The sequence below is a fragment of the Lottiidibacillus patelloidae genome, assembly GCF_002262935.1.
Lineage (GTDB): Bacteria > Bacillota > Bacilli > Bacillales > SA5d-4 > Lottiidibacillus > Lottiidibacillus patelloidae.
Genome location: NZ_NPIA01000001.1, coordinates 636,725 through 649,884, shown reverse-complemented (window position 1 = coordinate 649,884; position 13,160 = coordinate 636,725). Strand labels below are relative to the sequence as shown.

12 protein-coding genes are annotated in these 13,160 nt (G+C 34.8%); 3 read left to right on the top strand and 9 right to left on the bottom strand.

Features of this window, described 5'->3' with window-relative positions; translation table 11 throughout:
- Positions 1-11: 11 nt before the first annotated feature.
- The 9 genes from CIB95_RS03535 to recA all read right to left on the bottom strand — a co-directional run bounded on the left by CIB95_RS03535 (position 12) and on the right by recA (position 10,602).
- Positions 12-443 (bottom strand): RicAFT regulatory complex protein RicA family protein, encoded by a 432-nt coding sequence (locus tag CIB95_RS03535; protein WP_094921883.1) that lies wholly within the window; start codon positions 441-443, stop codon positions 12-14.
- Entirely contained in the window at positions 443-1,981 is a 1,539-nt protein-coding gene (miaB, locus tag CIB95_RS03530; RefSeq protein ID WP_094921880.1) for a tRNA (N6-isopentenyl adenosine(37)-C2)-methylthiotransferase MiaB, read from the bottom strand. Before miaB ends, CIB95_RS03535 begins: the two co-directional genes overlap by 1 nt.
- 492 nt (positions 1,982-2,473) lie before the next feature.
- Entirely contained in the window at positions 2,474-3,340 is an 867-nt protein-coding gene (locus tag CIB95_RS03525; protein ID WP_094921878.1) for a 2-oxoacid:ferredoxin oxidoreductase subunit beta, read from the bottom strand.
- Entirely contained in the window at positions 3,341-5,077 is a 1,737-nt protein-coding gene (locus CIB95_RS03520; RefSeq protein WP_142296459.1) for a 2-oxoacid:acceptor oxidoreductase subunit alpha, read from the bottom strand.
- A gap of 251 nt (positions 5,078-5,328) precedes the next feature.
- A complete protein-coding gene (locus tag CIB95_RS03515; protein ID WP_094921876.1) occupies positions 5,329-6,249 on the bottom strand; it encodes a dipeptidase in 921 nt (306 codons plus the stop codon).
- Between the two features lie 69 nt (positions 6,250-6,318).
- Entirely contained in the window at positions 6,319-6,579 is a 261-nt protein-coding gene (spoVS, locus tag CIB95_RS03510; RefSeq protein ID WP_094921874.1) for a stage V sporulation protein SpoVS, read from the bottom strand.
- 83 nt (positions 6,580-6,662) lie between these two features.
- Positions 6,663-7,457, bottom strand: a complete 795-nt coding sequence (locus CIB95_RS03505) for a TIGR00282 family metallophosphoesterase (protein WP_094921873.1) — start codon at positions 7,455-7,457, stop codon at positions 6,663-6,665.
- A 140-nt stretch (positions 7,458-7,597) separates the two neighbouring features.
- The gene (gene rny / locus CIB95_RS03500; protein ID WP_094921870.1) at positions 7,598-9,163 is read right to left on the bottom strand and encodes a ribonuclease Y; all 1,566 of its coding nucleotides are present in this window, start codon (positions 9,161-9,163) and stop codon (positions 7,598-7,600) included.
- A gap of 410 nt (positions 9,164-9,573) precedes the next feature.
- Positions 9,574-10,602, bottom strand: coding sequence for a recombinase RecA (gene recA, locus CIB95_RS03495; protein WP_094921867.1), 1,029 nt, complete (start codon positions 10,600-10,602; stop codon positions 9,574-9,576).
- 440 nt (positions 10,603-11,042) lie between these two features.
- On the opposite strand from recA, the gene CIB95_RS03490 reads away from it, so the two are divergent.
- From CIB95_RS03490 to CIB95_RS03480, 3 genes are read left to right on the top strand one after another with little or no spacing between them, the layout of a single operon-like run.
- Positions 11,043-12,068 (top strand): acyltransferase family protein, encoded by a 1,026-nt coding sequence (locus CIB95_RS03490; protein WP_094921864.1) that lies wholly within the window; start codon positions 11,043-11,045, stop codon positions 12,066-12,068.
- Positions 12,058-12,396: a PadR family transcriptional regulator gene (locus CIB95_RS03485; RefSeq protein WP_094921861.1), complete on the top strand. Its 339-nt coding sequence runs from the start codon at positions 12,058-12,060 to the stop codon at positions 12,394-12,396. The genes CIB95_RS03490 and CIB95_RS03485 overlap by 11 nt, the downstream gene beginning before the upstream one ends.
- Positions 12,396-13,148: a permease prefix domain 1-containing protein gene (locus tag CIB95_RS03480; protein WP_094921858.1), complete on the top strand. Its 753-nt coding sequence runs from the start codon at positions 12,396-12,398 to the stop codon at positions 13,146-13,148. The genes CIB95_RS03485 and CIB95_RS03480 overlap by 1 nt, the downstream gene beginning before the upstream one ends.
- Positions 13,149-13,160 lie beyond the last annotated feature (12 nt).

Sequence of the window (13,160 nt, the reverse complement as noted above, 5' to 3'; positions counted from 1 at the left end):
CGTTCCTATAATTAGCAGCTTCCGCAGCCTTTTTCATCTTCTTTTTTTGAACCTGTAGTTCCTTGTAGTAAATCTCCACCAGTTGAGCGGATTATTTCATCCGTCACTTCATTAGAGATTGTGTTAGCCACTAGTTGTAGTAAGCCATTTACTTCTTGTTGAGACTGTTTAAACTCTTGTACAATTGGAATTTCGTCTAGTTCATTATTTAACTGATCAATTTTAGCTTCTACACGTTTAGAAGCTTCTGTTTTTTCATAGTGTTGTAAATTTACTGCTTGCTTTTGAAATGCTTTAATTTCAGCAATTAGCTTTTGTACTTTTTCGTTCTCGTTAATTTTAGCTTCTGCTTTTTTGAAGAAATCTACTTCTTCTGTTTCAGCAATCATTTTTGCTACTTCGTTTGCTTTTGCTACTATTGCTTCTTTAGTAATTTTTGTCATTACATTGTCACCTCTGCAGTTTCTTCTATCATTTCGCCATTTAAAGACCATGTTCTAACATCAGTAATTTTCACTTTAACAAGTTTACCAATTGCAGACTTTGGAGCTTTAAAGTTTACAAGTTTGCTTGTTCGAGTATACCCAGCTAACACATCAGGGTTATTTTTACTTTCACCTTCTACTAACACTTCAACAATTTGGCCTGCATATTTTTTCATTGCATTTGCAGCTTGCTCATTAACTAATGCGTTTAAACGCTGTAAACGCTCTTTCTTTACTTCCATCGGTACGTTGTCTTCCATCTTTGCAGCAGGAGTTCCTTCACGTGGAGAGTAAATGAATGTATAACAGCCTTCATAGCCGACTTCACGAACAAGTGACATTGTTTCCTCAAATTGCTCTTCTGTTTCATTAGGGAAACCTACAATGATATCTGTCGTTAATGCCGCATTTGGAACTGCATCTTTAATTTTACGAACAAGCTCTAAGTAATGTTCGCGAGAATATTTTCTGGCCATTAGCTTTAATACTTCTGAGCTACCTGATTGAACCGGTAAATGAATATGCTCAACTAAGTTACCGCCTTTACCTAGTACTTCAACTAGACGATCATCAAAGTCACGAGGATGACTCGTTGTAAAACGGACACGTGGAATATCAATTTTACGAATTTCATCCATTAAGTCACCAAGGCCATAATTCATATCTTTTAAGTCTTTACCGTATGCATTTACGTTTTGACCTAATAGAGTAATTTCTTTATAGCCATTACGAGCAAGATGGCGGACCTCTTCAATAATATCTTCAGGACGGCGACTACGCTCTTTCCCACGAGTATACGGAACGATACAGTACGTACAAAACTTATCGCAGCCATACATTATATTTACCCAGCCTTTAATACTACCTTTTCGGACTTTAGGAAGGTTTTCAATAATATCTCCTTCCTTCGACCAAACTTCAACGACCATCTCTTTATTAAACATTGCATCTTTTAATATATTTGGTAAGCGATGAATGTTATGAGTCCCGAAAATCATATCAATAAAGTGATGCTTTTCTAAAATACGATTTACAACGGATTCTTCTTGTGACATACAACCACAAATTCCAATTATTAAGTCGGGGTTTTCTAATTTTAAAGGTTTTAAATGGCCAATTTCACCAAACACTTTGTTTTCAGCATTTTCTCGAATTGCACATGTATTTAATAAGATGACGTCAGCTTCTTTTGTATCCACTGTAGCTTCATAACCCATCGCCATAAAAATACCTGACATAACTTCCGTATCGTGCTCATTCATTTGACATCCATAAGTACGGATTAAGAATTTTTTCCCAACACCAATTGTTTTCATATCTGCAGGAATATCAAAGTCATATTCAAAATTGACATCTGATTTCCCTCGTTTTTTTGCATCCTTTAAAGAAGGTGGAGTATAAGTAGACTCGAAGTATTTCGAGAAATCTTTCGTAGATTTTTTCTCAACGGAAGAATCTAGTACTGCATTCATTTCTTTACGTTGCTCTTCATTCATTATGATTCTCCTTTCATCTATATAAAAAACGATAAATTAAAAAATAAATAATATGTCCATATCATAGTATAAAGCTTTCGCCATTGTAAGACAATAGAATCGCATTAATAAAAGAAAAGCTGAAGCAATCGGTTAACGGCGCAAAAACTGGAGCACTCTGATTAAGATAAAGGATACACGAATAGTGAAGCTATTCGATGTAGACTTATCGAAATGAAGAGTGTGAAGTTTTCTAGACGTTGATTGCTGAAGCTAGACACATTAAAGAAAAGCTGAAGCAATCGGTTAACGGCGTAAAAACTGGAGCACTCTGATTAAGATAAAGGATACACGAATAGTGAAGCTATTCGATGTAGACTTATCGAAATGAAGAGTGTGAAGTTTTCTAGACGTTGATTGCTGAAGCTAGACACATTAAAGAAAAGCTGAAGCGACCGTTTAGCAAAGAAAAAACCAACCAAACATATTTCGTTTGGTTGGTTTTTGAGGTTATTACATAAATTCTTTAACTAATTTATCAAACTTCTCAGCTTCAAATAATAAATCAGCATCTGATAACGGCTCTTCACTATATCCGTTAACAAGTTCTTGGTAAGACTTTTTCTCTTTATTTTGGTAGATTAACCCTGTTACAAGACCGTTATTTTCCATTAGTGTATTCATTGCTTTGCTGCGGTTATGAGGATCATAATCTTCCACATCAGCAAGTTTCACTAAGTTTTCTTTAAACCAGTCATATGTGTTTACTTTATTGTAAGTTACACATGGGCTAAATACGTTAATTAAAGAGAATCCTTTATGTTGAATTCCTTGTTCAATTAATGAAGTAAGTTCTTTAAGGTCACTAGAGAAACTTTGAGCTACAAAGCCTGCTCCAGCTGACATTGCTACTTCCATAACTGATAAAGAAGACTCGATAGATCCACCAGGAGTACTCTTCGTTTTAAAGCCCATCTCACTACGTGGAGATGTTTGACCTTTAGTTAATCCGTAGATTTGGTTATCCATTACGATGTAAGTTACATCGATGTTACGACGAATTGCATGGATAGTATGACCTAAACCGATTGCAAATCCATCTCCGTCACCACCAGAAGCAATAACTGTTAAATCTTTATTCGCCATTTTTACACCTTGTGCAATTGGTAATGAACGACCGTGAATTCCGTGGAAACCATATGAATTAATGTAACCAGAAATACGACCAGAACATCCGATACCAGAAATTACTGCAAGGTCTTGAGGCTCTAAACCAACGTTTGCTGCAGCACGTTGCATTGCTGCTTGTACTGAGAAGTCTCCGCACCCGGGACACCAGTTAGGTTTTACGTTGTTACGAAAATCTTTAAATGTTGCCATTTAGAACAGCTCCTTGCACTTATTATGAACTTCTTTAGGTAAGAAAGGATTTCCATCATATTTTAGGATGCTATGAACTTTCTCGCCGCTTCCAGCATTCATTTTAATGATGCTAGCTAGTTGACCAGTTGCATTGTTTTCAACAACAACAACTTTTTTCGCACGATCCATTAATGGCTTTAACTCATCTGTTGGGAACGGATGTAATAAACGCACATGTGCATGGTTCGCTTTAATACCGTCTGCTTCTAAACGTGGCATAGCTTCTTCAATACAACCACGCGTTGAGTTGAAACCTACGAATAATACGTCTGCTTCTTCGTGAGGAGCATTAACGTGTACCGGCGTATTAAACTTAATGTTATTAAGCTTACGCATACGCTTATCCATTTGTGCAATACGGTTTTCTGCAAGCTCTGAAGGCTTACCAGTTTCCGCGTGCTCAACTCCTGTAACATGGTGGATACCATTTTTCATACCAGGGATAACACGTGGTGATACGCCATCTTCAGTTACTTCATAACGCTTGAAGTATTCTTTATCTTCTAATTCAGGTAGAGCTTCCGTAGCTAATTTACCACGACGAATTTCTACTTTGCTGTAGTCTAATGGTTCTACTGTTTGTTTACCTAAAGACATTTGTAAGTCAGTTAGGATAATAACAGGTACTTGATATTCTTCAGCTAAGTTAAATGCTTCAACTGAATCATAGAAAGCTTCTTCTACAGTACTTGGCGCCATTACGATTTTTGGAATTTCACCGTGTGTACCGTAAATCATTGCCATTAAGTCTGATTGCTCTTGCTTCGTTGGTAATCCAGTACTTGGACCTCCACGTTGCGTATCAACAATAACTAAAGGCGTTTCAGTAATACCAGAAAGACCGATTGCTTCCATCATTAATGAAAGTCCAGGACCAGCTGAAGCAGTTAATGTACGAACACCAGCATAGTTAGCACCAATTGCCATTGTACAAGCAGCAATTTCATCTTCTGTTTGGATAACTGTACCACCGACTTCTGGCAGCTTTTTAATTAAGTATTCCATGATCTCTGAAGCTGGAGTGATAGGGTATGCAGGCATAAAGCGTGCTCCACCAACTAATGCACCCATAGCTACAGCATCGTTTCCAATCATGAACATACGTTTTTTACCATCAGCTTTTTCAAGCGTCATTGTTCCGATGTTACCATCAGCTAAGTCAATAACGTACTTCGCACCAGCGTGAATTGCTTCGATATTCTTCTCAACAACTTGCTCACCTTTACGTCCGAAGATTTCTTGAACAACGTCACGGTACATTTCAGGATCCATTCCTAATACTGCTGCAGAAGCACCAGCTGCTACCATGTTCTTCATTAATGAAGTTCCCAAGTCGTTAGCAATTTCAGTAAAAGGAACTGAATAAAGCGTTACATCGCTAGTTTCAGGGATAGTTGGGTTGAATTTCGTATCCGCAACAACTACTCCACCTTTACGTAGCTCATGGAAGTTTAAATCAATTGTTTCTTGGTCAAATGCTACTAATATATCAAGATCGTCAGAAACTGAACGAACCTCAGTCGTACTTACTCTAATTTTGTAATTTGTATGTCCACCTTTAATACGTGATGAAAAATGACGATAGCCATATAAATAATAACCTTGACGCTTTAATGCTATTGCAAAGATTTCTCCGGTACTATCAATACCTTCTCCTTGCTGTCCTCCAACTTTCCATGAAAGTTGATTAATCATATTTTACACCCCTTCAATTTTTCAGCATTCACAAAATAAATGTGAATAAAATGTGAAAATTTTCTACATTGACTAGTGTAGCACTTTTCCAATAAAATCACTAGAAATCTAATTCATTTTAAGTAAATTAAAATATGTAAAGTTTACCTATTTTGCACTATTGGATATGTACTAAGCGTATACAATTCTAGACCTATCGAGTAAAAAATGCAATAGTCATTTGCATTTTTCCGACAATAATTTCATATTTTTTATATTGGAAGTCTCCTGAAGAAATTGTTAAACAAAAATCCCCTTACAATATCGTCTTTATACAATTTCAACAGTTCGTTGGAAAAATATTCATACTGATAAACATTTTCTAAGCCAATTACTGTTTCATCAATACCATCAAAGTCTGAACCAAATCCAATATTATTTTCTCCGCCAAGACTACAAATATATTCAATTTGATTTAAGACATCTCTTACAGTTGCACTTTTCCCTTCAGAAAGAAACATTGGAACAAATGTTATTCCTATTGGTGCATTTCGTTTTATTAAAGCCTTAATTTGCTCATCTGTTAAATTTCTCGGATGATTACATAGTTTTCTTGCATTTGAGTGTGAAGCAATCGGGAACTTAGCTAATTCTATTGTATCCCAGAAAGATTGCTCACTAAGATGGGAGACATCAGTCCAGCTGTATGCTTCATTTATCAATTTCACAGTCTCAATACCGAAATTTGACAACCCGCCATTTCTTTTTTCAAGCGCTCCATCTGCTACTGCATTAGCATAATTCCACGTTAATCCCACTGAGCGAACACCTAGTCGAAATAACGTTCTAAGTTTTATTAAATCATTCCCTATACAATCACACCCTTCTAACGTGAGCATAATTCCTATTTCATCATGTTTTAGGGAGTTAATCTCTTGTGAAGTTCGAACTAATTTTAATTCAGGATGCATAGGTAATACTTTTCTATAAAAAATATCAATCATTTCAAGTGCAACATTAAATTTTTGTTCACTAGGAACTTCTGGCGGGATAAATATTGCAAAGCACTGCACTTTTACATTAGCTTTTTTCAATCCTGCAAATGTCACATGTAAATCTGCACTTTTTTCAAAAGACAGTGCAGGATTTTTCCACATCTTATACAAAACATCACAATGGGCATCAAATATCATATGTATTCCTCCTATCGATTCACAGAAAAAAAGCCCCCTTGTTCAGTTGAACAAACAGGCAATTTCTTTTCAACGTGGCTCTATTATTAGTTTGATCGCAGTTCGCTCTTCGCCATCAATTAAGATGTCAGTGAAAGCCGGAATGCATATTAGATCTACACCACTCGGAGCTACAAACCCTCTAGCAATAGCTACTGCTTTTACTGCTTGATTTAACGCACCAGCTCCGATCGCTTGTATTTCCGCTGCACCACGTTCACGGAGAACTCCAGCAAGTGCACCAGCTACTGAGTTCGGATGCGACTTCGCTGATACTTTTAATATCTCCATTCCTAGTACCCCCTTATAGTTCATCCCCTTCTACTATATTCAAGACTATATGGAGGTATTCCACTAACTATGTACGAGATGTATCATTCAAAAAATGGGTGATCTTCATTAATGATTATTCGTTTAATATCTTCTGCCTTGCCTGTTTGGTTATCGAAATTCATTAAAACAGCGTTTAATTGTTCCCTCCCAGAAGTAACTTCAAATCTTACAGGTAGACTTGTTAAAAAGCGCTTTAGGACAGCTTCTTTTTCTACTCCTAAAATTCCGTCGTATGGCCCTGTCATACCAACATCTGTTATATATGCAGTCCCATTAGGCAAGATTCTCTCATCTGCTGTTTGCACATGCGTATGGGTACCTACAACCGCAGAAACCTTACCATCTAAATACCAACCCATCGCTTGCTTTTCACTAGTTGCTTCCGCATGGAAATCAACAAAAATATAGGGCGTATGTTTTTTTACTTCAGCAATTATTTCATCCGCTTTTCGAAAAGGACAATCGATTGGCGGTAAAAATGTTCGGCCTTGCAAGTTAACAACTGCTAATAGTAGGTTATTCACTTTGAGTAAGGTATAACCTTTTCCTGGTGTATCCTTTGGAAAGTTTGCAGGTCTAACTAAGTGAGGTGCATCATCGATAAATTCAAAAATATCACGTTTGTCCCACGTATGATTTCCTAACGTTATTGCTTGTGCCCCTGCCTGTAAAAAGCCTCGATAAATTTTCTCTGTGATCCCTTTACCACTTGCGGCATTTTCCCCATTCACAATCGTAAATGTAGGATTATATTTTCGTTTTAATTTAGGCAAATATTCATTAACCATATTTCTACCTGGTGAGCCGACGACGTCACCAATAAATAATATTTTCATTTTGTAACCCCTTATGTATGTTGTAAATGTTTTTGTGATGGTATAGTACTAAATTAATTTTATATCTGATTGTATCTACTTCTTCCACTAAAGTTATTCTTTCCTAATGTGTAAAAAAATAAAGTGGCAAGAATGCCACTTTATTTTGCATATTCTACAGCTCTTGTTTCCCTAATTACAGTTACTTTAATATGACCAGGGTAATCAAGATCTTCTTCGATTTTCTTACGAATATCTCTAGCTAATCGATAAGCAGTTAAATCATCGATAATATCTGGTTGAACCATAATACGAACTTCTCGTCCAGCTTGAATTGCGTAAGACTTTTCAACGCCTTCGAAAGACTCCGTAATTTCTTCTAGTTTTTCTAATCGACGAATATAGTTTTCTAACGTTTCACTACGAGCTCCTGGTCTTGCTGCTGATAATGCATCAGCTGCAGCAACTAATATAGCAATAATAGAAGTTGGTTCAGTATCCCCGTGATGTGAAGCGATACTGTTAATTACAACAGGATGCTCTTTATACTTCGTTGCAAGTTCAGCACCAATTTCTACATGGCTTCCTTCAACCTCATGGTCAATGGCTTTACCGATGTCATGTAATAATCCTGCTCTTCTAGCTAAGTTCACATCTTCTCCAAGTTCAGCTGCCATTAGTCCAGCTAAGTAAGCAACTTCCATTGAATGCTTCAGAACATTTTGTCCGTAACTTGTACGATACTTTAAGCGTCCTAAGATTTTAATTAAATCAGGATGTAAACCATGAACTCCCATTTCAAACGTAGCTTCTTCCCCAACCTCACGAATGTATTCATCTACTTCGCGACGCGCTTTATCGACCATTTCTTCGATACGAGCAGGGTGAATTCTACCATCTTGAACTAGTTTGTCTAATGCAGTTCTAGCAATTTCACGTCTAATTGGATCAAAACCAGAAAGTATTACTGCTTCTGGAGTATCATCAATAATTAAGTCAATTCCTGTTAACGTTTCTAAAGTTCGAATATTTCGACCTTCTCGACCAATAATACGACCTTTCATTTCATCATTAGGAAGGTTGACGACAGATACAGTTGTTTCTGTAACGTGATCTGCAGCACAACGCTGAATAGCTAGTGAAAGAATTTCTTTCGCTTTTTTATCAGCTTCTTCTTTTGCGCGGTTTTCATTTTCTTTAATCATCACTGCCGTATCATGAGCAATTTCTTTTTCAAGCTCGTTAATGATGATTTGTTTTGCTTCTTCTCGAGTTAATCCCGAAATTCGAGCTAATTCCGCTTGTTGCTTTTGTAAAACTTGCTCCACTTTGCTTTCAGTCTCTTCAACCTGCTGTTGCTTTTTAGCCAGCGTATCTTCTTTCTTATCTAGCATTAGCTCCTTTTTATCTAGTGTTTCACTTTTTCGATCAAGGCCTTCTTCCTTCAACAACAAACGATTTTCTTGTTTTTGAAGTTCGCTTCGTCTTTCTTTTACTTCTTTATCAGCTTCGCTACGAATTTTAAAAGTTTCATCCTTCGCTTCGAGAAGCGCCTCTTTTTTCAAAGCTTCAGCATCACGTTTACTATCCTCAACAATTTGAGTCGCATATCGCTCTGCACTGGAAATTTTCGCTTCTGCAATTGATTTCCTAATAAGATAGCCGACAACAGCTCCAACGATTGCAGAGATAAGCAATAGGGAGATGAGTACAATAGTGTTCTCCAACTCTTCCACCTCCTCTTGCTTTCTTGATGTACATCGTTAAAAAGATTGTCGTCATTCATTTTCAACATTTCTCATTTTTAGTTAGTGATTTCGACATACAAAACAGATGATAATATTAAAAAATAAAAAAATATACAATTTAATTTTAAATGTGTCAAAAAACGTTGTCAAGCCTTGCCAATTCACAATTAGAAATAATCTACTTATTTTTAGTTTATTTTCAGAGATTTTCAAAGATTTGTATAGCTTTAATCAGCTTTTCACACATTTAATATTTTAAAATATTATTTTTCATAAAATAGTAATTATTAGTTATTTTATCCTATCTACTGTACTATGAAACATATTTTTCATAGAAAAAGGCTAATTACCCAAAACGTTATATGGATAACTAGCCTAAATTAAATTTTTTATTCGTCTTCTACTAATGAAGCCATTGGTTCTTCAGCAACACCATTCAAACCATAATGTTCACGGATTTGGTGCTTAATTTCACTAGCAATCTCAGGATTTTCCTTTAAGAATTGCTTAGCGTTTTCACGACCTTGTCCTAAGCGTTCGCTATTATATGAATACCAAGCACCACTTTTTTGAACAATATCTAAGTCCGCACCAATATCTATTAATTCACCGTACTTTGAAATTCCTTCTCCGTACATAATATCAACTTCTGCTTGTTTAAATGGAGGAGCAACTTTATTTTTAACTACTTTAATTCTCGTTTTATTACCAACCATGTCGTTTCCTTGCTTTAAAGTTTCCGCACGACGAACTTCTAATCGAACTGATGAGTAGAACTTTAATGCACGTCCACCTGGAGTTGTTTCAGGGTTTCCGAACATAACTCCAACTTTTTCACGAATTTGGTTAATAAAGATTGAGATAGTTTTCGATTTATTGATTGCACCAGAAAGTTTTCGAAGTGCTTGAGACATTAGACGTGCTTGTAAACCTACGTGCGCGTCTCCCATTTCTCCTTCAATTTCAGCTTTTGGTACTAATGCAGCTACTGAGTCAACTACGATGATATCAACTGCACCACTACGTACTAATGCTTCAGCAATTTCTAAAGCTTGTTCACCAGTATCAGGTTGTGATAATAATAATTCGTCAATATCAACACCTAATTTTTGCGCATAATCAGGGTCAAGTGCATGCTCAGCATCAATAAAAGCGGCTTGTCCACCATTTCTTTGAACTTCTGCAATTGCGTGAAGTGCAACTGTTGTTTTACCAGATGATTCTGGTCCATAAATCTCTATAATACGTCCGCGTGGATAACCACCAACACCTAACGCTACATCTAATGCTAAAGATCCACTAGGAATCGTTGAAATACGTGATTCAGTTTGTTCTCCTAATTTCATAATTGAACCTTTACCAAATTGTTTTTCAATTTGTCTTAAGGCCATATCTAAAGCCGCTTTACGGTCGCTCACATTAATTCCCCCTTGAATGATTACTAACTATACACATCATATCTTTTTTTTGTTCGTTTGACAACAGTTTTTACGAACATTTATTCGGTTTTTTGTAATCCAAATTTAGTAAAATCATTTAATGTTAAAAAAATGTACATCTTTATAACTTATACCCCAGCCATCATTTCATTAAACAAATGTTATCCTGAATTTTTTATTAAAAGAGATTTTCTCACCTCTTTCATAATAATAAATAAATTAATACATTGCATTATTAGGTATTATGTTATATATTACTTCCAGTGACATAAGGTGTATTAAATTCCAAATAAAACATATCTAATCTACCTTAAAGAACATTAGATGAATTATTATTTATGCTATCTGATCAAATTTTTTTAACCTATTACCTTGCTTTATTAGGTATTTTAAAATTATAATGAAAAGGGGATATTTAAGTGAAAGTAAATCGTGATCCATATATCGATAATGCTAGATTCATTTTAGTTGTATTAGTTGTTATTGGGCATTTAATAAGTCCATTTAAAGATAATAACGAAATTATTTATTTCATTAATAATTTTTTAGCATCTTTTAGAATGCCTGCTTTAATTTATCTAACTGGTTTCTTCTCAAAAAAGTTTTATAAAGAAGGATTCATTGAAAAAATTACAATTAAATTGTTATTTCCTTATTTAATATTTCAACTTATCTATAATTTTAATCCCACCCTATCCATAAACTGGTTCAATCCTAGCTTTGGCTTATGGTTTTTGTTAAGTGTTTACTCTTGGAATTTATTGCTCTTTATCTTTACAAGATTAAAAAAACCTATTATCTTCGCTCTTATTATTGGCGTGGGAATAGGATTAGTAGAAAATGCAGGTCATTATTTTAGTATTTCGAGAACATTTGTATTCTTTCCTATTTTTTTAATAGGTTTTTATACTGAAAAGGTGCATTTGGAATGGTTTAAAAAGAAACAAGCAAAATTACTGTCTGTAATTGCACTCATTGTTTCTTTTACAATTCTTAGTTATTTTTCTGTGCTAGAAACTAGAGGGCTTATGCTCGGCAAAACTTCATATAGCAATTTAGATTTTTCAAATTTAGAAGGGATTTATTTGAGAGCTCTTTTCTATGTAATCATGCTGTTAGGTGTTGTTTTCTACCTACCTTGGGTACCTAAAAAACAAAATTGTTTAACTAACTTTGGCCAAGTAACAGCCTATATATACATTCTTCATTTGCCTATTATAGGCTTCTTGTATAACATCGGTTGGTTTTACGCCTATGAAAGTTGGAAGGTAATTACCTCTCCAGCGTTAGCATTATTTATTTCTATACTTTTATGTTCAAAGCCAGTTATTTTAATTATGAAGCCTTTTGTTACAGGTGAGGCGGTAAGTAAACTCATTATTAGCATTAAAATGTTAAAAAGATATGTATTAAGAAAAACAGGAGGTGTTTATTTTGGAAGTTAATAAAGAAGTATTAAAAGGCCATATTGATACGCTAATTCTTTCTCTATTACATAAAAAAGAAATGTATGGTTATGAGCTTGCAAAATACGTAAGAGAAAAAAGCAAAGAACAATTTGAACTAAAAGAAGGAACGCTATATTTATCGTTAAAGCGTTTGGAGAAGAATAAATGGATATCTTCTTATTGGGGCGATGAAAATGGGCCAGGAGGAAGAAGAAAATACTACAAATTAACTCCTTTAGGTAAAGAAGGATTAGAATCCAAGCGATTAGAATGGATTTTTGTAAAAGATATTATTGATTCGTTTTTAGATGGGAGAGAACATTAATGAAACAAGTTAATGAATTCGTAGATTATATATATGCTGATGTAAATGAGAAAGACGCTACAGATTTAAAAGAAGAAATGCGTGTTCATTTAATGGAAAGTATTGCAGAGTTGCAAGCTGAAGGGAAATCAGAGCAGGAAGCGATTCATATTGCGTTTGAACGTTTTGGTGATAAAAAGCAAATAACTAGAGGATTATTTAGTCTTTTTAAAATACATAATAATTTAATTTTGAATATATTCAAAGCCTCAATATTATCTCTTATTATAGGTATAACTACTTTACTCGGGTTAATATGGACTGAAAATAATTTTGAAAATAATTTTGAAAGAATAGATCAAGCAGCAAGGAATGTGTCACAGATAATGGAAGATAGTAATTTTTCAGATGAGAAAAAAAGTCAAATCCTTTCGATGGTAGAAGGAATAAAAGAAATAGAGTCTTTTGCTTTATATTTTAATCCTACTCCAAGCATTGCAACTCCAAAAAAAGAAATCAAAGACAAGTGGGAGACGGCAATTGAATATGGAGACTTATCATCAAGCAAAAACAATTCTAAATCTGGATTGATTATTGAGAAAGATCCCTATGAAGCATACTATTTTGAACTAACTTATAAAAAGGGATTTCAAGTCGATAAGCTTTATTCTATTCCATTTGGATTTTTAGTTGTCTTTATCCTTCTAGGATTAACTTCATTTTTTATTAAAATTAATGCTAACAGAAAAATGTTGAATGCTTTACTTAAATAAATAATTCCAAAA

Excerpts from the sequence above, each read along its gene's own strand:
- CIB95_RS03535 (WP_094921883.1), bottom strand. The coding sequence starts at position 443 with ATGACAAAAATTACTAAAGAAGCAATAGTAGCAAAAGCAAACGAAGTA.
- miaB (WP_094921880.1), bottom strand. The coding sequence starts at position 1,981 with ATGAATGAAGAGCAACGTAAAGAAATGAATGCAGTACTAGATTCTTCC.
- CIB95_RS03525 (WP_094921878.1), bottom strand. The coding sequence starts at position 3,340 with ATGGCAACATTTAAAGATTTTCGTAACAACGTAAAACCTAACTGGTGT.
- CIB95_RS03520 (WP_142296459.1), bottom strand. The coding sequence starts at position 5,077 with ATGATTAATCAACTTTCATGGAAAGTTGGAGGACAGCAAGGAGAAGGT.
- CIB95_RS03515 (WP_094921876.1), bottom strand. The coding sequence starts at position 6,249 with ATGATATTTGATGCCCATTGTGATGTTTTGTATAAGATGTGGAAAAAT.
- spoVS (WP_094921874.1), bottom strand. The coding sequence starts at position 6,579 with ATGGAGATATTAAAAGTATCAGCGAAGTCGCATCCGAACTCAGTAGCT.
- CIB95_RS03505 (WP_094921873.1), bottom strand. The coding sequence starts at position 7,457 with ATGAAAATATTATTTATTGGTGACGTCGTCGGCTCACCAGGTAGAAAT.
- CIB95_RS03480 (WP_094921858.1), top strand. The coding sequence starts at position 12,396 with ATGAAACAAGTTAATGAATTCGTAGATTATATATATGCTGATGTAAAT.